Annotated in this window: 18 protein-coding genes and 1 pseudogene; 16 read left to right on the top strand and 3 right to left on the bottom strand. The window is 42.1% G+C overall.

Annotated features, from left to right (window positions below; genetic code table 11):
• Nucleotides 1–122: 122 nt before the first annotated feature.
• Genes nrdI through NYE38_RS08940 form a run of 4 tightly spaced genes read left to right on the top strand, consistent with a single transcriptional unit; the run spans nt 123 to nt 4250 of the window.
• Nucleotides 123–515: a class Ib ribonucleoside-diphosphate reductase assembly flavoprotein NrdI gene (gene nrdI, locus NYE38_RS08925; protein WP_003154061.1), complete on the top strand. Its 393-nt coding sequence runs from the start codon at nt 123–125 to the stop codon at nt 513–515.
• Nucleotides 475–2577, top strand: coding sequence for a class 1b ribonucleoside-diphosphate reductase subunit alpha (gene nrdE / locus NYE38_RS08930; protein WP_003154060.1), 2103 nt, complete (start codon nt 475–477; stop codon nt 2575–2577). The genes nrdI and nrdE overlap by 41 nt, the downstream gene beginning before the upstream one ends.
• A 17-nt stretch (nt 2578–2594) precedes the next feature.
• On the top strand, nt 2595–3584 hold the full coding sequence (gene nrdF / locus NYE38_RS08935; RefSeq protein ID WP_012117608.1) for a class 1b ribonucleoside-diphosphate reductase subunit beta: 990 nt from the start codon (nt 2595–2597) through the stop codon (nt 3582–3584).
• Between the two features lie 48 nt (nt 3585–3632).
• Nucleotides 3633–4250 carry a hypothetical protein gene (locus NYE38_RS08940; RefSeq protein WP_017417824.1) on the top strand — a complete coding sequence of 206 codons (618 nt, stop codon included), beginning with the start codon at nt 3633–3635 and terminating at the stop codon, nt 4248–4250.
• A gap of 52 nt (nt 4251–4302) precedes the next feature.
• Here NYE38_RS08940 and NYE38_RS08945 read toward each other — a convergent pair whose 3' ends face one another.
• Entirely contained in the window at nt 4303–5061 is a 759-nt protein-coding gene (locus NYE38_RS08945; protein WP_017417825.1) for an N-acetylmuramoyl-L-alanine amidase, read from the bottom strand.
• 306 nt (nt 5062–5367) lie between these two features.
• Between NYE38_RS08945 and spoVK the strand changes: the two genes are divergently transcribed.
• The 7 genes and pseudogenes from spoVK (at nt 5368) to NYE38_RS08980 (ending at nt 13155) form a co-directional block, all read left to right on the top strand.
• Entirely contained in the window at nt 5368–6336 is a 969-nt protein-coding gene (gene spoVK / locus NYE38_RS08950) for a stage V sporulation protein K (protein WP_017417826.1), read from the top strand.
• Between the two features lie 129 nt (nt 6337–6465).
• Complete coding sequence (gene hflX, locus NYE38_RS08955) at nt 6466–7728, top strand: GTPase HflX (protein WP_017417827.1); 1263 nt, start codon at nt 6466–6468, stop codon at nt 7726–7728.
• 16 nt (nt 7729–7744) lie between these two features.
• Nucleotides 7745–9010, top strand: a complete 1266-nt coding sequence (locus NYE38_RS08960) for an aminotransferase class I/II-fold pyridoxal phosphate-dependent enzyme (RefSeq protein WP_017417828.1) — start codon at nt 7745–7747, stop codon at nt 9008–9010.
• Nucleotides 9011–9119: 109 nt separating this feature from the next.
• On the top strand, nt 9120–9524 hold the full coding sequence (gene glnR, locus NYE38_RS08965) for a transcriptional repressor GlnR (RefSeq protein WP_007611631.1): 405 nt from the start codon (nt 9120–9122) through the stop codon (nt 9522–9524).
• A 57-nt stretch (nt 9525–9581) separates the two neighbouring features.
• Nucleotides 9582–10916 (top strand): type I glutamate--ammonia ligase, encoded by a 1335-nt coding sequence (gene glnA / locus NYE38_RS08970; protein ID WP_017417829.1) that lies wholly within the window; start codon nt 9582–9584, stop codon nt 10914–10916.
• A gap of 603 nt (nt 10917–11519) precedes the next feature.
• Nucleotides 11520–11933: pseudogene (locus NYE38_RS08975) on the top strand (ERCC4 domain-containing protein).
• A gap of 967 nt (nt 11934–12900) precedes the next feature.
• The gene (locus tag NYE38_RS08980; RefSeq protein ID WP_017417832.1) at nt 12901–13155 is read left to right on the top strand and encodes a hypothetical protein; all 255 of its coding nucleotides are present in this window, start codon (nt 12901–12903) and stop codon (nt 13153–13155) included.
• 938 nt (nt 13156–14093) lie between these two features.
• Here the strand turns inward: NYE38_RS08980 and NYE38_RS08985 are convergent.
• Nucleotides 14094–15182: an L-dopachrome tautomerase-related protein gene (locus NYE38_RS08985; protein ID WP_022553306.1), complete on the bottom strand. Its 1089-nt coding sequence runs from the start codon at nt 15180–15182 to the stop codon at nt 14094–14096.
• Nucleotides 15183–15746: 564 nt separating this feature from the next.
• On the opposite strand from NYE38_RS08985, the gene NYE38_RS08990 reads away from it, so the two are divergent.
• Together NYE38_RS08990 and xynB are read left to right on the top strand one after the other, a co-directional pair.
• Entirely contained in the window at nt 15747–17138 is a 1392-nt protein-coding gene (locus NYE38_RS08990; RefSeq protein WP_017417837.1) for an MFS transporter, read from the top strand.
• Between the two features lie 42 nt (nt 17139–17180).
• A complete protein-coding gene (xynB, locus tag NYE38_RS08995; RefSeq protein WP_017417838.1) occupies nt 17181–18782 on the top strand; it encodes a xylan 1,4-beta-xylosidase in 1602 nt (533 codons plus the stop codon).
• Between the two features lie 142 nt (nt 18783–18924).
• Here the strand turns inward: xynB and NYE38_RS09000 are convergent, their stop codons facing one another.
• Nucleotides 18925–20079 (bottom strand): xylose repressor, encoded by a 1155-nt coding sequence (locus NYE38_RS09000; protein ID WP_017417839.1) that lies wholly within the window; start codon nt 20077–20079, stop codon nt 18925–18927.
• Nucleotides 20080–20342: 263 nt separating this feature from the next.
• On the opposite strand from NYE38_RS09000, the gene xylA reads away from it, so the two are divergent.
• The 3 genes from xylA (at nt 20343) to ppsA (ending at nt 26083) form a co-directional block, all read left to right on the top strand.
• Nucleotides 20343–21680, top strand: coding sequence for a xylose isomerase (xylA, locus tag NYE38_RS09005; protein WP_017417840.1), 1338 nt, complete (start codon nt 20343–20345; stop codon nt 21678–21680).
• Nucleotides 21681–21811: 131 nt separating this feature from the next.
• Nucleotides 21812–23311, top strand: a complete 1500-nt coding sequence (gene xylB, locus NYE38_RS09010; protein ID WP_025649424.1) for a xylulokinase — start codon at nt 21812–21814, stop codon at nt 23309–23311.
• A 174-nt stretch (nt 23312–23485) separates the two neighbouring features.
• Nucleotides 23486–26083 (top strand): phosphoenolpyruvate synthase, encoded by a 2598-nt coding sequence (gene ppsA, locus NYE38_RS09015; protein WP_106067944.1) that lies wholly within the window; start codon nt 23486–23488, stop codon nt 26081–26083.
• The last annotated feature ends 373 nt before the right edge of the window (nt 26084–26456 follow it).

Consider the following 26456-nt stretch of genomic DNA (forward strand, 5'->3'; position numbering starts at 1 on the left):
TCCGCTCTTTCAAAAATATGAATTTTTTATAAATCGATCTCAATATGTTGTGTTTTTCTGGGAGGTTAGTATACTATATATAGTGTTAAGAGATTCATTATTTTTGATAGGTCGTGATAAGGATGGTTCAAATCATATTTGATTCAAAGACAGGGAATGTTCAGCGTTTTGTGAATAAAACAGACTTTCAGCTGATCCGCAAGGTGGACGAAACGGACCACGTGGACACTCCGTTTGTTTTGGTCACCTACACGACAAACTTCGGTCAGGTACCGGCATCAACACAATCATTTCTCGAAAAATACGCCCATCTCTTATTAGGAGTCGCTGCGAGCGGCAACAAAGTATGGGGCGATAACTTTGCAAAAAGCGCCGATACCATCTCTAGACAATATCAGGTGCCGATCTTGCACAAATTTGAACTCAGCGGCACATCTAAAGACGTTGAATTGTTTACTCAGGAGGTAGAAAGAGTTGTCACAAAATCAAGTGCCAAAATGGATCCAGTTAAATAACGAAATCATGATCCAACAAGATGGAAAATTCCAGTTTGATAAAGATAAAGAGGCTGTACATAGCTATTTTGTAGACTATATCAATCAAAACACAGTTTTCTTTCACGATTTAAAAGAGAAGCTGGATTATTTGATTGAAAACCAATACTACGAAGAGGAATTCTTAAGCCTTTATTCTTTTGAAGACATTAAAGAAGTGTTTAAGACAGCTTACGCTAAGAAGTTTCGTTTTCCTTCCTTCATGAGTGCGTTTAAATTCTATAATGACTATGCTTTGAAAACGAATGACAAGAAAAAAATCCTCGAGCGTTATGAGGACCGGATCTCAATTGTTGCGCTGTTCTTCGCAAACGGCGACACTGAGAAAGCAAAAGAATATGTGAACTTGATGATCAATCAGGAATATCAGCCGAGCACACCGACATTTTTGAATGCCGGCAGAAAACGCCGCGGAGAACTTGTGAGCTGTTTCTTGCTCGAAGTCAATGATTCCTTAAACGACATTTCACGGGCGATCGATATTTCCATGCAGCTGTCTAAATTGGGCGGCGGGGTTTCTCTTAATCTGTCCAAGCTTCGCGCGAAAGGTGAAGCGATTAAAGATGTTGAAAACGCCACAAAAGGTGTTGTAGGCGTCATGAAGCTTCTTGATAACGCGTTCCGTTATGCTGACCAAATGGGGCAAAGACAAGGCTCTGGCGCGGCGTACTTAAACATTTTCCACCGCGATATCAATGACTTTCTTGATACGAAAAAGATTTCTGCGGATGAAGATGTGCGTGTCAAAACGCTTTCTATCGGTGTCGTCATTCCGGATAAGTTCGTTGAGCTTGCACGTGAGGACAAAGCGGCTTATGTATTCTATCCGCACACGATTTATAAAGAATACGGCCAGCATATGGATGAGATGGACATGACGGCGATGTATGAGGAGCTTGTCGACAACCCGCGTGTCAAAAAAGAAAAAGTGAATGCGCGCAAATTGCTTGAAAAGCTTGCCGTTCTCCGTTCTGAGTCAGGTTATCCGTACATTATGTTCCAGGATAACGTAAACAAAGAGCATGCGAATAACCACGTATCAAAAGTGAAATTCTCGAACCTTTGCTCTGAAGTGCTTCAGGCGTCACAGGTTTCGGCTTACACAGATTATGACGAGGAAGACGAAATCGGCCTGGACATTTCCTGCAACCTTGGTTCATTAAATATTCTGAATGTCATGAAACATAAATCGATTGAGCGCACGGTGAAACTCGCGACGGATTCCCTGACTCATGTATCTGAGACGACGGATATCCGCAACGCGCCGGCAGTCAGACGCGCGAACAAAGCGATGAAGTCGATCGGTTTAGGCGCCATGAACCTTCACGGCTACCTGGCCCAAAACGGCATCGCTTATGAAAGCCCGGAAGCAAGAGATTTCGCGAATACGTTCTTTATGATGGTGAACTTTTATTCCATCCAGCGTTCAGCTGAGCTTGCGAAAGAAAAAGGCGAAACGTTTGAGCATTATGAAGGCTCCACTTATGCAACGGGAGAATATTTCAATAAATACATCGAAAAAGAGTTCTCACCGGCATACGAAAAAATCGCTGCGCTCTTTGAAGGCATGCACATTCCGACAATCGAAGACTGGAAAGAGCTGAAGGCGTTTGTCGCTGAAAACGGCATGTACCACAGCTACAGACTGTGCATCGCGCCGACAGGCTCCATTTCCTACGTCCAATCCAGCACGGCGTCCGTTATGCCGATCATGGAACGGATCGAAGAAAGAACATACGGAAATTCAAAAACGTATTACCCGATGCCGGGGTTAGCGTCTAATAACTGGTTCTTCTACAAAGAAGCTTATGATATGGACATGTTCAAAGTGGTGGATATGATCGCGACAATCCAGCAGCATATCGATCAGGGAATCAGCTTTACCCTGTTTTTGAAAGATACGATGACAACTCGTGATCTGAACCGTATTGATCTGTATGCCCACCATAGAGGCATCAAAACCATTTACTATGCAAGAACGAAAGATACCGGGCAGGACAGCTGTCTTTCTTGTGTCGTTTGATTAAAGGAGAGTTTACAGTGACAAAAATTTATGACGCAGCAAACTGGTCAAAGCATGAAGATGATTTCACCCAAATGTTTTACAACCAAAACGTAAAGCAGTTTTGGCTTCCGGAAGAGATCGCATTAAACGGCGATCTTCTCACTTGGAAGTATTTGGGAAAAAATGAGCAGGATACGTACATGAAGGTGCTCGCCGGCCTGACACTGCTTGATACAGAGCAGGGGAACACGGGCATGCCGATTGTGGCCGAGCACGTCGAAGGCCATCAGCGGAAAGCGGTGCTGAACTTTATGGCGATGATGGAGAACGCTGTCCATGCGAAGTCGTACTCTAATATTTTCATGACCCTTGCACCGACTGAAACGATTAATGAAGTATTTGAATGGGTTAAACAAAATAAATATTTGCAGAAAAAAGCGCAAATGATTGTCGGGCTTTACAAAGCCATTCAAAAAGATGATGAAATTTCACTGTTCAAAGCGATGGTTGCTTCCGTCTATCTGGAAAGCTTCCTTTTCTACAGCGGTTTCTATTATCCGTTATATTTCTACGGACAAGGAAAACTGATGCAAAGCGGTGAGATCATTAACCTGATCCTTCGTGACGAAGCGATTCACGGCGTGTATGTCGGTCTCCTTGCTCAGGAAATTTATAATAAACAGACAGAAGAGAAAAAAGCAGAGCTTCGTGAATTTGCGATTGACCTTCTGAATCAGTTATATGAAAATGAGCTTGAATATACAGAGGACTTGTACGATCAAGTCGGACTCTCACACGATGTAAAGAAATTCATCCGCTATAACGCCAATAAAGCTTTGATGAACTTAGGGTTCGATCCTTACTTTGAAGAAGAGGATATTAATCCGATCGTATTAAACGGATTAAACACCAAAACAAAATCACATGATTTCTTCTCCATGAAAGGGAACGGCTACAAAAAAGCGACGGTAGAACCGATTAAGGACGAAGATTTTTATTTTGGCCAAGATGAAGAGCAGATATAATATCTGCTCTTTTGGCTTGAATGGAGAGGTAAGACAGGAGGAACGGGCATGAATAAAATGGATGAAATCATCTTGGCTGCACCGCGGAGTGACGTCTTTCAAAACGAAATGCTGACATTTCAGGGAGTCAACAGCGAGGATGAACGTATCGTAAACATTATGGCTCAAATTGAGGCGCATTTTTTTGAAATCAGAAGAGGCGACGCGGAAGAGGACCCGCGATTTAAACAGCCGATTCCGTATGTCGTCATCCGCCGCGATGATGAGGTGTTTGTGTATGAACGGCTTGCGGGCGGAGGGGAATCGCGCCTCCATAATAAGCTTTCTCTCGGTTTCGGCGGACACATGAACCCTATGGAAGGGGCGGCTTCATTTTCGGAAGTGCTGAAACAGAATACCGACCGGGAGCTGGCGGAAGAACTGTACATTCGCGAGGAGGACAAACAAAACATTGTCACACTCGGCCTGATCAATGATGATGAAAACGATGTAGGGAAGGTGCATATCGGCATCCTTTCTGCGCTCCAGTTAGCGTCTGCGGCACAAGTCGAAGTGAAAGAAAAAGATCAAATCGCCGGGCGCTGGATGAAACTGAGCGAACTGAAAGAGGAAAATGTGTATCAGCGTCTTGAAGCTTGGTCTCAGTTTGTCGCCGATATACTTTAATAACAAAAAACCCCCGTTCGTCCCAAAAAAGGGAGAGCAGGGGTTTTTTCATTTAGTCTTGCACAATGAAGGCATCAAATCCGGCTTTTTCGGCCCGTGCTGCCAACGCTTCAGCATTATCTCTGGAAGAGAATGCGCCGATCTGCACTTTAAATAAGCCGCCTTTTGGAAGCACAATCGCGTCAAAACCTTTAGACACCGCATCGGCGGCAAGCGCATCAGCATTTGCTTTCACTTTGAATGCACCGATTTGCACTTTATAAAAGTCAGCCTTTTTTTTTAGACCGAAAGCTTGCTCCAAGCCCTTGGCATGTCCTCTTGCAAGGCTTTCAATAAAACTGGCTGTTTTCAGTTTGTTTGCATCAGCTGACGTATCAACAAAACCATTCTCCGTCAAAATCGCCGGCATACTTGTCTCTCGCAGCACATGGAAGTTGGCTGTTTTTTTTCCTCGGTCATTAAAACCTGATGCTTGAATCACTTGCGTGTGGACGGCTGATTGGTAAGTCGAGGTCGGCGCTCCGACACCGGGGTAAATATAGCTTTCGAATCCGGTTCCGCCTCCTGAGTTAATATGAATGGATAAAAAATAATCTGCGCCCCAGCTGTTGGCGGCATCCGTTCTTTCCGTCAGGCTGACCGTCTTATCGCTTGTCCTGCTCATCGTGACAGAAACTCCTTCATACTCATTCGTCAGAATCGTGCGCAAAGCCAGCGCGATCTCCAGCGTGACCGCTTTTTCCTGAAGTCCGTTTCCGGTTGCACCTGAATCAGTTCCGCCATGACCGGGGTCTATAAAAATTTTAACCATTCTCCATCACCTCATTACAGCATATGATGATATTCAAAAGGTGCTTGTACGGCTGTCATTCATGAAAAAAATGAGAAATATACCCAACATTTCCCGGAAAATAAAAATAAATGGTTTGTCCTCCCGTTTCTGCTGAATACAATAAGAAATGAAAAATATTTCTCGGGAAAGCGCAGGATTCAACATCATTCCCGAAGAGAACGGAAAAAGTGACAGATAAAGAGGAAAACAGGTCTCATGATGATAGGCGGATGTCACGGAACCGCTTCATCATGAGTAAGATAAAGAGAGAACAGAGAGGTGAGCATGTTGGAGCGCGCTGTAACCTATAAAAATAACGGACAAATTAACATCATTCTTAATGGCCAAAAGCAAGTGCTGACAAATGCGGAAGCTGAGGCGGAATATCAGGCCGCCCTGCAAAAAAATGAAGCCAAGCACAGCATTCTGAAAGAAATTGAAAACGAAATGAACACATTAGTGGGTATGGAAGAAATGAAACGCAACATTAAAGAAATTTACGCGTGGATATTCGTCAACCAAAAACGGGCCGAACAAGGGCTGAAAGTCGGAAAACAAGCTCTTCATATGATGTTCAAAGGGAACCCCGGCACCGGGAAAACCACCGTCGCGAGACTGATCGGCAAGCTTTTCTTCGAAATGAACGTGCTTTCCAAAGGACATCTGATCGAAGCGGAACGTGCCGATCTGGTCGGTGAATACATCGGACACACGGCGCAAAAAACGAGAGATCTGATTAAAAAATCGCTCGGCGGCATTTTATTCATTGATGAAGCATACTCACTTGCAAGGGGCGGAGAAAAGGATTTCGGTAAAGAGGCGATTGATACGCTTGTCAAGCATATGGAAGACAAACAGCATGAATTTATTCTGATCCTGGCAGGGTACTCGAGAGAAATGACACATTTCCTGTCATTAAATCCCGGCCTGCAATCGCGTTTCCCTATCAGCATCGATTTTCCGGATTACTCTGTCACTCAGCTGATGGACATCGCAAAGCGCATGATAGCAGAGCGGGAGTATCAATTAAGCCAGGAAGCCGAGTGGAAGTTAAAAGATTACTTAATGACAGTGAAAAGCACGACAAGCCCCATTAAATTCAGCAACGGGCGCTTTGTCAGAAACGTGATTGAAAAATCGATCCGCGCTCAGGCTATGAGACTTTTAATGGGAGACCAATATTTAAAAAACGATTTAATGACGATCAAGAGCCAGGATTTACTTATAAAAGATGAGGCGGCAGCTCACGAATAGACCTCTCAGCCGGTCTGAGGGGTCTCTTTTTTATTTCTCTCTTTAAAACCCGCCGGATGTGTGGTATACGCCCTGCGGGTTTGGTATGATAGTACTACTGCCCAATACGACACAGAAAGGAACATCCATTTGAACGAACAGGAAGGAAAAAAAGAAACGGTCATTTTGGTCGGCTGCCAGCTTCCGCACATGACAGATGAGCACTTTGAACATTCCATGGAAGAGCTTGCTTCATTGACAAAAACGGCTGACGGAACGGTGCTGACCCGGATTACGCAAAAACGGAACAGAGCGGATGCCGCTACATATATAGGCAAGGGGAAAGTAGACGAGCTGAAGGCGCTGTGTGAAGAGCTTGAAGCGGATCTGGTCATTTTTAATGATGAACTGTCACCGAGCCAGCTTAAATCACTTGCCACTGCAATTGAAGCGAAGATCATCGACCGCACGCAGCTTATTTTGGATATTTTCGCAAAAAGGGCGAAGACGAGAGAAGGAAAGCTTCAGATCGAATTGGCCCAGCTTCAATACGCGCTGCCGCGTCTGAGCGGACAAGGAATCAATCTCTCAAGACAAGGCGGCGGAATCGGGACGAGAGGGCCCGGTGAGACAAAGCTTGAAACAGACCGGCGCCACATTAGAAACCGCATACACGAAATTAACGTGCAGCTTTCAACGGTTATCCGCCACAGAAGCCGTTATCGGGAGAGACGAAAAAAGAACGGCGTGCTTCAGGCTGCACTCGTCGGGTATACCAATGCCGGAAAATCAACATGGTTCAATCAATTAACGAGCTCAGACAGCTATGAAGAAGATCTGCTGTTTGCAACACTTGATCCGATGACGAGAAAGATGGCGCTCCCAAGCGGCTACAGCGTCCTTTTGTCTGATACGGTCGGCTTCATTCAGGATCTGCCGACGACGCTGATTGCCGCTTTCCGCTCAACACTTGAGGAAGTGAAGGAAGCAGACTTGATCATTCATGTCATTGATTCATCCAATGAAGATTATGCCGGGCATGAACAGACTGTCCTCGGTCTGTTAAAAGAGCTTGAGGCAGATGATATTCCGGTGCTGACCGCTTATAACAAACGTGATGAGACACTTCCTGACTTCATCCCGACAGCGGGAGAAGGCCACATCATGATCAGCGCCAGAATCGCCGGGGATGAAGCAAAACTAAAAGCGGAAATCGAAGCTTATTTGCGCCAGGAGCTGATGACGCCGTATGAAGTTCATGTGCCTGCCGCCGAAGGCAAATTGATGTCACGCATCAAATCAGAGACCATGATCGACAGCCTTTATTTTAATGAAGAAAATGAACGCTACGAAGTCTCAGGTTATGTACAGGAAGAACAAAGCATACTCGGAGAACTGAAGAAATTCATGTAAGGAAGGTATACACAACATGTTTGACACACTGACCCACGGCGCTCTTTTACAAAAGGCCGCCGAAGAAACAGAAGCGGAAATCTCCGCCGTTCATAAAGGAATAGAAGAAATCAGTGAACGGAATGAATGGAGAGTCCTGCAAAGCTACAGAAAACATAAAGTAAGCGATACGCATTTTACGCCTTCAACGGGATACGGTTATGACGATATCGGACGAGATACACTGGAGAAGATCTATGCTGATGTGTTCGGAGGAGAGGCGGGACTCGTGCGGCCGCAAATCATTTCCGGAACGCATGCGATTTCAATCGCGCTCTTCGGTGTGCTGAGACCCGGGGACGAATTGCTTTATATTACAGGCAAGCCTTACGATACACTCGAGGAAATCGTCGGAGTAAGAGGCGGGGAGTATTCAGGCTCGCTTAAGGAATTTCAAATCGGATACAATGCAGTCGATTTAACATCAGAAGGCAGAGTGGACTTTGAAGCGGTCCGGGCTGCAATCCGGCCGAATACAAAAGTGATCGGCATCCAGCGTTCAAAAGGATATGCGAATCGTCCGTCTTTCAGAATAAATGAAATTGAAGAGATGATTCGTTTCGTAAAGGAAATCAAAGAAGATGTCATTGTTTTTGTGGACAATTGCTACGGAGAATTTGCAGAAGAGCGGGAACCCTGCCACGTCGGAGCGGATCTTATGGCCGGCTCCCTGATTAAAAACCCGGGCGGCGGCCTTGCTAAAACGGGCGGCTATCTTGTAGGGAAAGCCAAGTGGATTGAGGCCTGCTCTTACCGGATGACCTCCCCGGGAATCGGAAGTGAAGCCGGGGCTTCGCTTTATTCACTGCAGGAAATGTATCAAGGTTTCTTTCTCGCTCCGCATGTAGTGGCACAAAGCTTGAAGGGAGCGGTATTTTCCGCCCGTTTTCTTGAAAAGCTCGGCTTTACGTCAAACCCTGCATGGAATGCGCCGAGAACGGATCTGATTCAATCAGTTGAGTTTCAGGACCCTGATAAGATGATTGCTTTTTGCCAGGCGATACAATATGCTTCACCGATTAATGCGCATGTGACGCCTTATCCGAGCTATATGCCGGGATATGAAGACGATGTCATTATGGCAGCGGGCACTTTCGTACAGGGAGCAAGCATTGAATTATCAGCAGATGGACCTATCAGACCGCCTTATGTGGCGTATGTCCAAGGAGGATTAACCTACGCGCACGTGAAAAATGCGATTTGCAGCGCCGTAAATGCTTTAATGGAAAAAGAGCTGATCTAGGCCGTTTGCAATTTTCAAAGAATTTGATGTTAAGGTTCCTTACATTGTGTTGACACAAAATATAACATCACCTATAATGAGACTAAGATAAGAAAAGGAGGAAATTGAGATGAGTGATAACATTCGCCGCTCAATGCCTTTATTTCCAATTGGGATTGTCATGCAGTTAACAGAACTTTCTGCCCGGCAAATTCGATATTATGAGGAAAATGGATTGATATTTCCAGCGAGAAGCGAAGGAAATAGACGATTATTTTCATTCCATGATGTAGATAAACTGTTAGAAATCAAAAATCTGATTGAACAAGGCGTCAATATGGCGGGGATCAAACAAATTCTGGATAAGGCATCTGCCGAACCGGAAGAAAAATCCGAAAAAACCGCCAAACCGATGAAGCACGATCTGTCTGATGACGAACTCAGAAAGCTTCTGAAAAACGAACTGATGCAGGCAGGCCGTTTCCAGCGGGGAAATACTTTCCGCCAAGGTGACATGTCCCGATTCTTTCATTAATCCGTTAGCAACTGTTTTGCTATATACATTTACCTTTTAGAGGAGGAGTTTTACAAAATGGCAAAGTACACAAGAGAAGACATCGTAAAATTAGTAAATGAGGAAAACGTAAAGTATATCCGCCTTCAGTTCACAGACATTCTCGGAACGATTAAAAACGTGGAAATTCCTGTGAGCCAGCTTGAAAAAGCACTTGATAATAAATGCATGTTCGATGGTTCTTCCATCGAAGGTTTTGTCCGTATCGAAGAGTCTGATATGTACTTATATCCTGATCTGAACACATTTGTAGTCTTCCCATGGACGGCTGAAAAAGGTAAAGTAGCACGCTTCATCTGTGACATTTACAATCCGGACGGCACGCCGTTCGAAGGTGACCCGCGTAACAACCTCAAACGGATTCTGAAAGAAATGAAAGAACTCGGTTTCAGCGATTTCAATCTTGGACCTGAGCCTGAATTCTTCCTGTTTAAATTAGATGAAAAAGGCGAACCGACGCTTGAATTGAACGATAAAGGCGGATACTTCGACCTGGCTCCGACTGACTTGGGAGAAAACTGCCGCCGCGATATCGTGCTTGAGCTTGAAGAAATGGGCTTTGAAATCGAAGCATCTCACCATGAAGTTGCTCCGGGTCAGCACGAAATCGATTTTAAATATGCCGGTGCCATCCGTTCTTGTGACGACATCCAAACTTTCAAACTGGTTGTCAAAACGATCGCCCGCAAACACGGTCTGCATGCGACATTCATGCCAAAACCGCTGTTCGGCGTAAACGGTTCCGGTATGCACTGCAACCTATCACTCTTTAAAGATAGCGTTAACGCATTCTTTGATAAAGACGCTGATCTTCAGCTGAGTGAAACAGCAAAACATTTCATTGCCGGTATCGTAAAACACGCGACAAGCTTTACGGCTGTCACAAACCCGACGGTGAACTCTTACAAACGCCTTGTTCCGGGCTATGAAGCACCTTGCTACGTGGCATGGAGCGCGCAAAACAGAAGCCCGCTGATCCGTATCCCGGCTTCCCGCGGCATCAGCACGCGTGTTGAAGTCCGCAGCGTAGACCCGGCGGCAAACCCGTACCTGGCGTTAAGCGTATTGCTTGCAGCAGGCCTTGACGGAATCAAAAATAAACTTGAAGCACCGGCTCCGATTGACCGTAACATCTACGTCATGAGCAAAGAAGAGCGCATGGAAAACGGCATCGTAGATCTTCCGGCGACACTGGCGGAAGCTCTCGACGAATTCAAATCAAACGAAGTCATGGTTGCAGCGCTCGGCGAGCACCTGTTCGAACACTTCATCGAAGCAAAAGAAATCGAATGGGATATGTTCCGCACACAGGTTCATCCGTGGGAGCGCGAACAATACATGTCTCAGTATTAATCTCTCAATCCCTTGGCACTATTGGTGTCAGGGGATTTTTTGGTTTCTTAACAAGTTTAATATCTTAATATAAATCAAGTATCACCCACAAAACACCCACAAAACACCCACAAAAAATCAATAAAAAATTACTCCATAAGTGTGGAGATATAGTCCTCGTACTTATTCATTGAATCTCTGTCAATCTTTTTGCTGATGTGTGAGTAAATATTTGACGTAACTTGAATACTTTTATGATCCAGTCGTTCTTGTATTATTCGATATTTGAAAGGTGAATACTCGGATCATAAACATAGTGTAAAACAGACCATAGATAAAATTATTAATTATTACATGGGCATTGATCAAGATATTAATAGAAAAATAGACGACTGGTTCAATCATGATTTTGAATCAGTTATGAAAGTGATGAAATTACTCGTTCTCTTTTGGGAGAACGGCTGGGGAGCTAAAAGAATCCGTTTCAAACTTTGAGAGCGAGGAAAAGGACCAGCTTTCCATAGAAATTTATGATGGGGACATGTCGTATTTTAAGGGGAAGAAAGCATGACAATTATTCACTGTAACTAATCGGAAACGGAGTTAAAAGAAATTCTGGGCAGCATGGTCATAATTGTGGATACGAGGGAGCAAAAAAATCAGCATGTTCTTGATTATCTCCGTAAAAAGAAAGCGGCAATTAAGTTCAAAGGAAATTGGAATGCAGCAATTGCGGAAAAACGGAGTGGACGAGCTGGTGCAGTCGAGAAAAGACCGCTCCCGTTCTGAAAATGAATTGATTCGGGCATCCAGGCATCCTTTCACTCTTCTGGTGGAAGACCTGGAAGGATACCAAAAGATTCTCATCGGGAAATATCGTTCAAAGTATGAACCGAAAGCGTTGCTGGGTAGCTTGAAAACATTTGAAGTTCGTTACAATTTTTCAACGGTATTTATCAGACCTACGCTACCGGAAATTACATTTACCACCCCTTTCGTTATATGGCCCGGGAACTGTTGAAAGGCGGGCTTGTGTGAATTAAATCTTAAGAAGATCAAAAGAAGGAAATAGTAATGGGATTAGTCAGGAACATTGTATTTGGAGATTTTGCGTGCATTGGAACCGACCGTGAGTTTGTTTTAGTTATTAAAAATAAAATATACGGCCCTTTAAGAATTGAAGCAATGCTTAGGAAAATAATGTTGTAATTGAAAAAGATTAAGAAGCATGAAACTAATAAAAAGATAAAGGGGCTATAATATTACAGCAGAGCATGTGCAAACTCTGTTTAAATGTCAAATAAATTTATTCTAGAAAGAAGAAACTACTCCATTGCACTATAGGATGCTACTCCATCAAACTTTCGTTGGCTGATTTGTACACCGTTTATTCTGCATTGTCCTGAAGGGTTTTGTATTGGATAGACTACATATAAATGTTCTCTACCACGCGAGTCAAAGAATACTCTGTGAATAAATACACGTGTACCAACTTTCCAAAATTCAGTGTCTGCAGGGGCTCTAACAATTTGGCCTACGCGACCTTCATACTTTCTTTGATCGAATTCATCATGAATTCGATATGAATCAAATTCTTGGTTAACTGAATATGGAACAAAATAAGGGTAATACACTGGATACATTCTCAAACAGCTCCTTTGGAAAATTATTTACAGTGGCATCTTATTTCCAAATTATGTATTATGTGTTTGGTAAATTTTATCGTTCTTGTTTTAGGTATTTAATCACGCGCTTGGGTTTTTATAAACTTGATATTGAATAAAACATTGCCTAATTATGAAAGGAGGACGGGTGTGACAGAACAACTTTCATTCCTTCATCCAGTAAATTGAAGGCAGTCCGTAAAATTGTAATCAAACAACTCAAAGATTATCGAGCATTAAAAATACAGCTTGAGAATAAAAAGGAATCGGTTGACGTTGCATCAGCCCGTTTTCTTCAATCAGAGATTCTTTCATATATTAAATGAACTGAAGGTTAGCAGATGGAAAGGGCGTTAGAAAACAGCCTGGACGATGAAGAACGCATGATCATTGAGAAAAAATCCTTAGCAGCCAGCCAAACGAAAGACATCCATATTTATATGGAACCTGGGATTTCAGTATATGCTGGAGCAATTGCAGGGGCAATGTTTGCTGGTAAGTATGCCATAAAAAAAGTATCCGATAATGGAAAGTACGGAATTTCTTATAATTGGATAATTGGTACCCCTGTTGTTGTACCCTGGAGAAATGGTTAATTATTAAGGTGGTAATGTCAAATGAATCGTATATTAGTCTCAATAGCTATTATTATATTCCTGATTGAATATATTGTAGCTCCACTCACAGATATAGATACCGGAAAATACGGCACGTTTATAGGCTTAATATTATTGAGTATTACGGTTCTAAGGCTATCTGATAATGACAAATCATAAAATTTTGAAGGGAGCAGACTTAGGTCTGCTCTTTTTTGTTTATTTTATTTGGGTGTAAAACACGACAAATAAGCGTCAAATTTCCGACAAAACAGGGAACAAATTGGGGGAGAAAAGGGGGACTATTTATGTTTGAAATCTCGATAAACTTAACCTATCAACAAAACACGGGTGACGCGCCTAACCCTTATTAATGGCGTATCCGGATACGGGACAAAGGTGTTGAGGAATGAAGCCGAACGAGAGGAACATTCTGAACCTGGATAGCAGCTAGTCTGCGGCGGCCGTATCGGGGAATAGTAATTTCGTTTTACCTTCGATCTTACTGTACTTGGCTTCCTCTCGAAGTATGTGTGAGGCGCAATTCTTATTAAGCGATTAGCATAAGGAGTTGATAAAAAAGAGCAACTCGAAAAGCGTGACAAACTGTAAAATACAGACGGGTTTCAGTGTTTTACCCTTAATAAAAAGACCGGGGTGTTGTTATCGCCCCGGCTCTGTAATAAAAGATGCCCATCAAAGGGCTTGCTCATCTGATATTCATGATAGACCTATTCCTTCAGGTTCTGAGGCTCAAGGGAGGTCTGTTTTTTTCTTATATACGTCAACAGTGCGTTATAAATGGCTCGAATAAACCATTTATATGTAAATAAGGATATTATAAGATTTCTTCATTTTCTTTTGAAATTTGATTTCTTTTAGGATGAAGGCTAAATGAAGCCAATTATGCTCTAAAATGGAACCGGCCATTTTTATTTTCAAAAAGCAGGAGCTTCATCAATTTTGATACGAAGTAAACTATAAGGTTTCTGTCGTAAGTCTTTTCCATAATGAAATCTAGCCTGCCGATGTAATTGGTTCACGATGACGTATAAGTATCCATCCGGACCAATCGAAAAAGTATCCGGCCATAAAATTCTCGGATCATGTGCGATGGTTTGCATTGTGCCATTCGGCAGTATTTTTCGAATACTATTGTTCTCGTAATCTCCGGCATAAATGGCTCCTTTTGCATCTGTAATCATTCCATCAGACGCACCTTTTTCTCCCCAATACGCCACATGATAAAGTAAATCCATGTCCGGTATATTTCTATCTCTCAGGGCTTCTGTTGAGATCGAGAACAAATGGCGGCTGGTCAGTGGACAAAAAAATAATACCTTTCCGTCAGGAGAAATCGCAATACCGTCGGATGCCAGCCTAAATGGGGAAGTTGAACCATCCCTGTTACGATTCATCAAAATTTTGCCTTCTACTTTCGGTATAAAATAGGAATCCGGTGAAGTTGGATTTGTTCCATTTAACCGTCTGCATGCATTTCCGGTTTCCAAATCAACGACGATAATCGCTCCTGGTCCTTTGGAAGAAGAATCCGTTATATAGGCATAACCTGCAGTTCCAACACGAAAATCAAATCGGACATCATTCAGGTAAGTTGTTGGCAGGACAACATCTTCTGTAAAGGTATACACTCTTCTGATTGTATTGGTTTTTAAATCAACAGCGACTAATTTTGCCCCGCCTTTAATTGGTTCAGAAAAATTGGGCGCCGCTGTATCTAGTACCCAAAGCGTTCCCCTTCCATCAGCAACTACACTTTGGGCACTGATGAAAGTCATTTTGATAGTCTCGGGGTTAACCAAATTAGTTTGTAAATCAGGATAAGGCTGCAATTTATCCCCAACTATTTCTGCCACCGTAAATTTAACATCGTCTCCCCATTTCGGAAAACAAATGAAAATACGACCGGTTTCTGAAACAGTAACACCGGTAGGCATAGCTCCATAAAATGCATAAACCAGTTCTAAATCACCAAAATACTTTTCAAAAGGCAGCATAGGTTTCATAATATCCTCCTCAACCAATTAAACGGGATATCACTTATATATGATTCTCATTTTTTCTAGTGCCTGTTTATTAATACGTTTTTCTATACGAAAAGATGATGGAAGTGCTTATCATTTTATAAGTCAGTCAGGTGACACAGGGGGTTTTTACTTAACGTCTGTCGAAGCAGTCGGCAAACAACATGGTATGTCCTTTGGTCGGTTTTAAATTCTCTGAAAAAAGAGTTGAAAAAGCAGAAAAGATTTTATAATATGAAATCAAGTTAGTTTGTTCGATCAACAAACTAATAAAACCACTTTAATTGTCCATCATGTAAAGGTCTTAAATGGGAGGGGGATAAGAGGCTCGATTTAATTGGAGGTATATAAAAAGCGAAAGCCAAGCTTTTATCCTGTTCACTGCTATCTGATCACCATTTGGATGTTGAAAATGCTCTGTGAAAGTAAACCGCTGTCATTTTTTGAAAGCGCTTTTATATGCCGCTCACTGGCCGATAAAATTGAAGAAATGTTATACCATTTCATCATGTTCCTTATGTAAAGGATCGAAAAGGGGAGGAAATCATGCTCAGTGAAAATGTAAAGAAGATCAGCATGGTTGAAAAAGTTGGATATGCGTCTGGAGATTTTGCATGTAATTTAATTTATGCAACAGTGTCTACGTATCTTTTGTTCTTCTATACAGATGTTTTTGGTTTATCGGCAGCAGCAGCCGGTACGATGTTTTTAGTGGTTAGAATCATCGACGCTCTCGCTGATCCTTTTATCGGAACAATAGTTGACAGAACAAATAGCAGGTTTGGCCGCTTTAGACCGTATCTTTTATTCGGAGCTTTTCCCTTTGTCATATTGGCAATACTCTGTTTTACAACCCCGGATTTTTCGGATATGGGGAAATTAATATATGCCTATATCACCTATGTCGGCTTATCGCTTACATACACAATGATAAACGTGCCATATGGCGCGTTAACATCTGCAATGACCAGAAATAATCAAGAAGTTGTTAGTATAACGTCTGTCCGTATGTTATTTGCGAATCTTGGGGGACTTGTCGTTGCATTTTTTGTTCCCTTACTGGCTGCTTATTTAAGCGATACTTCCGGCAGCGAATCTCTTGGCTGGCAGCTAACCATGGGTATTATGGGAGTTATAGGCGGGTGCCTTTTAATCTTTTGTTTTAAAAGCACAAAAGAGCGTGTAACGCTTCAAAAATCCGAAGAAAAAATTAAATTTTCGGATATATTTGAGCAATTTCGTGTTAATCGGCCTCTAGTTGTATTAAGTATTTTCTTTATTATTATTTTTGGAGTGAATTCAATCAGTAATTCGGTTGGCATCTATTACGTAACGTATAATTTAGAAAGAGCGGATTTGGTGAAGTGGTACGGTTTGTTGGGAAGTTTGCCTGCTTTGGTCATTTTACCGTTTATTCCAAAGCTTCATCAATTATTAGGGAAGAAGAAATTACTAAACTATGCATTATTACTGAATATGATCGGCCTCTTAGCTTTACTTTTCGTTCCGTCAAGTAATGTATTCCTCATACTTTCCTTTCGATTACTGGCCGCTGCCGGAAGTCTCACTGCCGGGGGATATATGTGGGCGCTTATTCCTGAAACAATAGAATATGGAGAGTATAAGACCGGGAAAAGAATGGGCGGTCTCATATACGCTATTATCGGATTTTTCTTTAAATTCGGCATGGCCTTGGGAGGGGTTGTACCGGGTTTGGTTCTAGATCAGTTTGGATATGTGGCAAATCAGGTGCAAACGCCGGAGGCATTGACGGGAATTTTAATTACAACAACCATTATTCCCGTGTTCTTACTGGTTCTGGCCATGATTGATATTAATTTCTATAACTTAGATGAGAAAAAATATAAAAGCATGGTTCGAGAATTAGAGAATAGAGACAAAGTTTATTTGGATCATATTGACGATTTCAATGCTTAAAACATGATGAGTCAACAGAAAATAGCTGAGGAGGAGTTCAAAATGAAGATTATCAATCCAGTACTTAAAGGATTCAACCCCGATCCGAGTATTTGCAGGGTTGGAGAGGATTATTATATCGCTGTATCTACATTTGAGTGGTTTCCGGGAGTCCAGATACACCACTCAAAAGATTTAGTCAATTGGCACTTAGTTGCACATCCATTACAGAGAGTATCGCAATTAGACATGAAAGGAAATCCTAATTCAGGCGGGGTCTGGGCGCCATGTTTAAGTTACAGTGACGGAAAGTTTTGGCTGATCTATACGGATGTTAAGGTCGTAGATGGCGCCTGGAAAGATTGCCACAATTATTTAGTGACTTGTGACACGATTAATGGTGAATGGGGGGAGCCGATACCATTAAACAGCTCGGGTTTTGATGCTTCTTTATTCCATGATACGGATGGGAAAAAATATTTATTAAATATGTTATGGGATCAGCGTATTGATCGGCACTCCTTTGGAGGCATTGTCATGCAGGAATATTCTGATGAGGAGCAAAAACTAATCGGTAAACCGAAAGTGATATTTAAAGGAACCGAAAGAAAGCTGACAGAAGCGCCGCACCTTTACCGTATCGGGAACTATTATTATTTATTAACCGCAGAAGGAGGAACGCGGTTCGAACATGCTGCTACAATTGCCCGTTCTGCAAATATTGAAGGCCCATATGAAGTTCATCCTGATAATCCAATCTTAACGTCATGGCATGCGCCGGAAAATCCGCTGCAAAAATGCGGACATGCATCCATTGTACAAACACATACAGGTGAGTGGTATTTAGCTCATTTAACGGGACGTCCCATTCATCCGGACAATGATTCAATTTTTCAGCAGAGAGGATATTGTCCTCTGGGCAGAGAAACAGCTATTCAAAAGCTCTATTGGAAAGATGGCTGGCCTTATGTAGCAGGCGGAAAAGAAGGGAGCTTGGAGGTGGATGCGCCTTCTATACCTGAAACAATGTTTGAAGACACGTATCCGGAAGTTGATGAATTTGAGGATGCAACATTAAATATTAATTTTCAAACGTTAAGAATTCCGTTTACGGAGAAATTAGGATCATTAACTCAAGTGCCAAATCATTTACGATTATACGGCCATGAATCCTTAACTTCGACATTTACTCAGGCATTTGTAGCCAGACGCTGGCAAAGTCTCCATTTTGAAGCCGAAACTGCTGTTGCGTTTTATCCGGAAAATTTTCAACAAGCCGCTGGATTGGTGAACTATTACAATACAGAGAACTGGACGGCTCTTCAAGTCACGTATGATGAAGATCTTGGCCGTATTCTTGAATTAACGATATGTGATAACTTCTCTTTTTCACAACCGTTAAAAAATAAAATTGTGATTCCTCGTGAAGTCAAGTATGTCTATTTAAAAGTGAATATTGAAAACGAAAAATATTATTATTTCTATTCATTTAACAACGAAGATTGGCACAAAATTGACATTGCATTGGAATCGAAAAAATTATCAGATGATTACATCCGCGGCGGGGGATTCTTTACAGGAGCTTTTGTAGGGATGCAATGCCAAGATACGAGCGGTAATCATATTCCGGCCGACTTCAGATATTTCCGTTATAAAGAAAAATAATTAGCACATGAAAAAGGAGATTTCTATTTTAGAACTCCTTTTTCATATTAGAAGGTGCCTATGTCAGTATTGATTCAGAAATACTCATAGAATAAAAAAACCCATCTTTAAAGATGAGCGTAAACGTAGAAGTATGTACATTTCAGTTATGAACCATGTCGAGAAAATGATCAATCACAATAGAGGACATTCCTAAAGCGGGTGCATTTTTTCCTAGGATAGATGGTAATAATTCATAGCTATTGTCTAAATGGGAATAAACCCTGGATGACACTTCACTTTTAATTGAATGTAAAACCATAGGATGCGATTCAATGATGCTGTTTCTTAAAATGATGGCTTGCGGATTAAATGTATTTAGAATATTGGTCAGGCCTATTCCTAAATAGAAACCAAAATTTTGTAATGCCTGTAAAGTTCCAACATCATTCAGATGGGCGAGGTCTATGATATCTTGGCTGGACACTTTTTTCTCTTTCGTCTGAAGAGATGTTAATAAAGCCTTCTCTGAAGCATACAATTCCCAGCAGCCTCGGTTTCCGCAGCTGCATTTAGGACCCTTAAAGTCTATTGTCATATGTCCCATTTCTCCAGAGAATCCGCCAACCCCTCTATATAAATGATTGTTGATTATAACGCCGATCCCTATTCCTGTACCGATACTTGCATAAATCATGTTATCGTGATTTTTTGCAGCTCCAAATACTTTCTCTCCATATGCGCCGGCATTTGCCTCATTTTCAATAAAAACGGGCACATTGAACTTCTCTCGGATGAAAGATTTTAAGTCAATATCTCTCCAGTTGGAGTTCGGAGTGAAAACAATTTTTTGATTTTTGTCAATCAGCCCGGGCACGCAAATACCTATACCAATAAGCCCGTACGGAGATTGGGGCATATGCGTAATAAAGTGATGAATCATCTCAATTAAAATATCTTTAGTGATTTCTGGAGAATTGCATTCCAAACGATGGTGTTGATCAAGGACGATCGTCCCTTCAAGATCTGTTAAAATGCCATTAACATAATCCACGCCAACATCTATTCCTACGGAGTATCCTGCTTTTTTATTAAAAACAAGCATGACAGGTCTTCTGCCGCCGCTGGATTGTCCCTGACCTATTTCAAATACGAGGTTTTCTTTCATTAATGTGTTTACCTGTGACGAAACAGTTGATTTATTTAATCCGGTCATTTCAGATAATTTTGCTCTTGAAATAGGAGAATTCTTAAGTATTTCGTTTAGTAATAACTTTTGGTTAACTTTTTTGACAAAGGCTTGATCAGCGATATCCACTTCATCCACTCCATTTGTATAATCTTTAAATTAAGTTGAACGTTCTGTGTTATCGTGCGAAACGCAGTACATAGCGAATCCAACCTTTATTATATCTAATGTGTTCGTAAAAAACTAAAAAAAATATTGAAAATACTGATGAGGTTATATAAGATGAAAATAAGTTAGTTTGTTTAGGCAACAAACTAAAGTATAACATGACATAAAAGCATTTGTATTTGAATGATCATGTTTAGAATTTATTTTTAAGGGGGAAATCACACATGGCTCACTCTCATTCCGGTTCAGTCAACTATTTTGAAAGCGTAAACAAAGTGATTTACGAAGGGAAAGAATCCACGAATCCTTTAGCATTTAAATACTATAATTCTCAAGAAGTAATTGGCGGAAAAACGATGAAAGAGCATTTGCGATTTTCTATTGCCTATTGGCATACATTTACCGCTGACGGAACAGACATTTTTGGCGCAGCTACGATGCAGAGACCGTGGGATCACTATAAAGGCATGGATCTGGCGAGAGCGAGGGTAGATGCAGCGTTTGAGCTGTTTGAAAAACTGGATGCGCCATTTTTTGCTTTTCATGACCGGGATATCGCACCTGAAGGAAGTACGTTAAAAGAGACAAATCAAAATCTGGATATAATCGTGGACATGATAAAAGACTACATGAGAACCAGCGGCGTTAAGTTATTATGGAATACTGCAAACATGTTTACGAATCCCCGTTTCGTCCATGGTGCGGCGACTTCTTGTAATGCAGATGTATTTGCGTATGCCGCAGCCCAAGTAAAAAAAGGATTAGAAACAGCAAAAGAGCTTGGCGCGGAGAACTATGTATTTTGGGGCGGACGTGAAGGGTACGAAACTTTGTTAAATACCGATTTAAAATTTGAGCTTGATAATATGGCCAGATTTATGCATATGGCAGTGGATTATGCGAAGGAAATCGGGTATACAGGGCAGTTTTTGATTGAACCAAAACCAAAAGAGCCGACCACCCATCAATATGATACGGACGCAGCAACAACCATTGCCTTTTTAAAGCAATATGGCTTAGACAATCATTTTAAATTAAATCTCGAAGCCAACCATGCCACATTAGCCGGGCATACATTCGAACATGAATTACGCATGGCGAGAGTGCATGGTCTGCTTGGCTCTGTTGACGCGAATCAGGGTGATCCCCTTTTAGGCTGGGACACAGATGAATTTCCGACAGATTTATATTCTGCGACATTAGCAATGTACGAAATCCTGCAAAATGGCGGTCTTGGAAGCGGCGGATTAAACTTTGACGCAAAGGTCAGAAGATCTTCTTTTGAGCCTGATGATTTACTATATGCCCATGTTGCAGGGATGGATACATTTGCAAGAGGGTTGAAAGCCGCCCACAAATTAATCGAAGATCGTGTGTTTGAAGATGTGATTCAACACCGTTACCGCAGTTTTACTGAAGGGATTGGTCTTGAAATTGCAGAAGGAAGAGCTGATTTTAAGACACTTGAGCAATATGCGCTGAACAATCAGCCAATTAAAAACGAATCAGGGAGACAGGAGCGGTTAAAAGCGATATTAAACCAATACATTTTACAGGTATAATGAAAAAAGAAGCTCCAGATCCCGCTGTAAAAAGATGCAGGCAGCCAAGTTCCCGGAATTGCCCGTCATGAAGTTACTGTTATGGCGGGTCATTTCAATGGGGATCTATTTAGAGAGGAAGGAGTGAAAAAATGAAGTATGTCATTGGAATAGATCTTGGAACGAGTGCCGTTAAAACCATTTTAGTCAATCAAAACGGCAAGGTTTGTGCAGAAACGTCCAAAAGTTACCCGCTCATCCAAGAGAAGGCGGGATATAGTGAGCAAAATCCTGAAGACTGGGTGCAGCAAACAATTGAAGCATTGGCTGAATTGATTTCGATATCCAACGTTCAAGCCGGGGATATTGACGGGATAAGCTATTCGGGACAAATGCATGGGTTAGTACTGCTTGACCAAGATCGGCGGGTGCTGCGTCATGCGATTCTTTGGAATGATACCAGAACGACGCCTCAATGTAGCAGGATAACCGAGACATTTGGCGATCATCTGCTTGATATCACAAAAAACCGTGTCCTTGAAGGGTTTACATTACCTAAAATGTTATGGGTGAAGGAACATGAGCCAGAACTTTTTCACAAAACCGCTGTTTTTTTGCTTCCGAAAGACTATGTGAGATTCCGCATGACTGGCGCCATTCACACCGAATACTCCGATGCGGCGGGAACGTTACTTTTACATATGACCCGCAAAGAGTGGAGCGATGAGATTTGCAATCAATTTGGTATTTCGGCGGAAATTTGTCCTCCGCTTGTTGAATCCCATGACTGTGTAGGATCGCTGCTTCCGAGCGTTGCGGCGAAGACAGGGCTGTTGGAAAAAACAAAAGTGTACGCCGGGGGAGCAGATAATGCTTGCGGTGCTGTCGGAGCCGGTATTCTTTCTTCCGGAAAAACGTTATGCAGCATTGGGACGTCAGGAGTCATACTTTCCTGTGAGGAAGACAAAGAAAGAGATTTTAAAGGGAAAGTGCACTTTTTTAATCATGGAAAAAAGGATTCTTTTTATACGATGGGGGTCACGCTCGCTGCAGGGTACAGCTTGGACTGGTTTAAAAAAACGTTTGCGCCAAACGAATCGTTTGAACAATTATTGCGGGGAGTGGAATCTGTTCCGATAGGAGCAAATGGACTGCTGTACACTCCTTACTTAGTCGGTGAAAGAACGCCGCATGCTGATTCTTCTATTCGGGGAAGCTTGATCGGAATGGACGGAGCCCACAAAAGAGAGCACTTTTTGAGGGCGATAATGGAAGGCATCACATTCTCTTTATATGAATCAATTGAGCTATTCCGCGAAGCGGGAAAATCAGTTGATACGGTTGTCTCTATTGGCGGGGGGGCTAAAAATGAAACGTGGCTTCAAATGCAAGCTGATATTTTCAATACGAGGGTGGTTAAGTTAGAGAATGAACAAGGTCCCGCCATGGGGGCTGCGATGTTAGCTGCCTTCGGAAGCGGGTGGTTTGACTCTCTTGAAGAATGTGCAGAGCAGTTCATTCATGAAGCAGCTGCATTTTATCCAAAAGAACAAAATGTTCAAAAATATAAAACACTATTCGAGTTGTATAAGAACATTTACGTTCACACAAAAGATCTCAATACAGCTTTAAAGAGCTTTAGACAAAAATGAAGAAAGAACCTCGCCAAATTGGCCAGGTTCTTTTTATATTGCACAAAAACAGACACGGTGATATAATCAGAACACGCGTGCTTTTTGTGTGAAAAGTCATAGTTATCCATCTTATATTATGATTATATCATGCTGAAAAGCTCTTGTCAAATTTTTTTGAAGGGGAGATATAGAATGAGTTCTTTGGTTCTCGGCATTCACGAAATTGAAAAAACACAGCCTTTGCTCGTTGGAGGAAAAGGGTTACATTTAGGGGAATTATCAAAAATTCAAGGAATACAAGTACCGGAAGGATTTTGTGTCACAACCGCAGGATATCAAAAAGCCATTGAACAAAATGAAACATTACAAGCGCTGTTGGATCAACTGACCATGCTGAAAGTGGAGAATCGGGATCAAATTGGTGAAGTCAGCAAAAAAATCCGGCAAACCATTATGGAAACAGAAATTCCTTCAGATGTAGTCAAAGCAGTTGCTTGCCATCTCTCCCGGTTCGGCGAAGAACATGCCTATGCCGTACGTTCCAGTGCGACAGCTGAGGATTTACCGCATGCCTCTTTTGCCGGTCAACAAGACACCTATTTAAATATTACCGGCGTCGATGCGATCTTGAAGCATATCAGTAAATGTTGGGCGTCTCTATTTACGGATCGCGCGGTCATTTACCGTATGCAAAATGGATTTGATCACAGCCAAGTTTATTTATCCGTTATCATCCAAAGGATGGTGTTCCCTCAGGCTTCGGGAATTTTATTTACCGCTGATCCGATAACCGGAAACCGAAAGCTGCTATCCATCGATGCCGGTTTTGGACTTGGTGAAGCACTTGTCTCCGGCTTAGTCTCTGCCGATTGTTATAAAGTACAGGACGGGCAAATCGTCGATAAGAGAATAGAAACTAAAAAATTGGCTATCTATGGACGAAAAGAAGGCGGAACAGAAACACAGGAGATCGCTCTTGATCAGCAAAAGATTCAAACACTGACTGATGAACAAATTTTACAGCTGGCACGTATCGGGAGACAGATCGAAGCTCATTTCGGCCAGCCGCAAGATATCGAATGGTGTTTGGACCGCGATACTTTTTATATTGTTCAAAGTCGTCCGATCACAACGTTATACCCCGTTCCTGAAGCGAACGATCAAGAAAATCACGTCTATATCTCTGTTGGTCATCAGCAAATGATGACGGATCCCATAAAACCCCTTGGATTGTCTTTTTTTCTGTTGACGACTGCTGCACCCATGCGTAAAGCCGGCGGAAGGCTATTCGTTGATGTCACACATCAACTGGCATCTCCTAATGTCAGAGAAGTTTTCTTAAAAGGCATGGGGCAGCACGATCCGCTCTTAAAAGACGCACTTATGACCATAATAGAGCGAGATGATTTCATTAAGCCGATACCTGATAAAACGGCACCGATTCCCGGCAAAGGCAATGCAGATATGCCGGAACAAGCTGAAAACGATCCGGCAATTGTTTCTGATTTGATTAAGAGCAGTCAGGCATCGATAGAAGAGTTAAAACAAAACATCCAGACGAAATCAGGATCTGATTTATTTCGTTTTATTTTGGAAGATATCCAGGAATTAAAGAAGATTCTATTTAACCCGAAAAGTTCGGTGTTGATTCGAACTGCAATGGATGCTTCATCATGGATTAACGAAAAAATGAACGAGTGGTTAGGTGAAAAAAACGCAGCAGATACGCTTTCTCAATCTGTACCCCATAATATTACCTCAGAAATGGGGCTTGCGCTATTGGACGTCGCCGATGTGATCCGCCCTTATCCAGAAGTAATTGCCTATTTAGAGAATGTAAAAGATGATCACTTTTTGGATGGGCTGGTGAAGTTTGAAGGCGGGCGGGAAACCCGTGACGCTATCTATGCTTATCTCAGCAAGTACGGAATGCGATGTGCCGGAGAAATTGATATGACAAGAACTCGATGGAGCGAAAAACCAACTGCACTTGTCCCTATGATTCTTAATAATCTCAAAAACTTTGAGCCAAATGCCAGCCAGCGGAAATTTGAGCAAGGGCGGCAGGAGGCGTTGAAGAAAGAACAAGAGTTATTAGACCGATTGAAGCAATTACCGGATGGTGAACAAAAAGCCAAAGAAACCAAACGAATGATCCGCATCATCCGGAACTTCAGCGGGTTCAGAGAATATCCAAAATACGGCATGATCAGCCGCTACTTCGTTTATAAGCAGGCTTTATTGAAAGAAGCCGAACAACTCGCAGAAGCGGGCGTTATTCATGAAAAAGAAGACATATACTATCTCACTTTTGAAGAACTTCAGGAAGTCGTACGCTCAAATAAATTGGATTACCAAATCATCAGCACACGAAAAGGCGAGTACCAAGTATATGAAAAACTAGCTCCGCCGCGTGTTATCACGTCTGACGGTGAAATCGTTACAGGCGAGTACAAACGAGAAAATCTCCCCTCCGGAGCGATTGCAGGGCTGCCCGTTTCCTCGGGAGTCATAGAGGGGCGGGCACGGGTTATTTTAAACATGGAAGATGCCGATTTGGAAGATGGAGATATATTAGTTACCTCCTATACTGATCCCAGCTGGACGCCATTGTTTGTATCCATAAAAGGCCTGGTCACTGAAGTTGGCGGACTGATGACCCATGGAGCGGTTATCGCGCGTGAATACGGCTTACCTGCAGTTGTTGGTGTTGAAAATGCAACCCAATTGATAAAAGATGGGCAGCGAATCCGCGTTCATGGAACAGAAGGCTCTATTGAAATATTATAATAGCGGGGGTGTGCAGCACGTCACCAGATATTTCCTGCATTTTACTAAGAAAAGCCGGAACCTCTTAGAGGAGGAATCCGGCTTTTTTTATGTGAAAGCCATTTTGCTTAACAATTATTTATATGAATGGTAGCGTTTTATTAAAGAGAGAAGGTGATTTATGAGATGGTCTGTTTGATATGTAGTATTGGTGCCGGATGACAATTATTTTTTTACAAAGGGGTTATTTTCATGAACAAGTCTTGTGTTAAAGATGAGACAAGTCTGGTGTCTTTGAGACAGAAAAGTCTGCAGAAGATAAAACGGGCTCATCATCAAACATGATGAGTGCTAAGGGTTGGACTGGATGTGTATCAGATTGTTTATGCGATAA

Source organism: Bacillus sp. EU63 (assembly GCF_038592915.1).
Classification (GTDB): domain Bacteria; phylum Bacillota; class Bacilli; order Bacillales; family Bacillaceae; genus Bacillus; species Bacillus velezensis.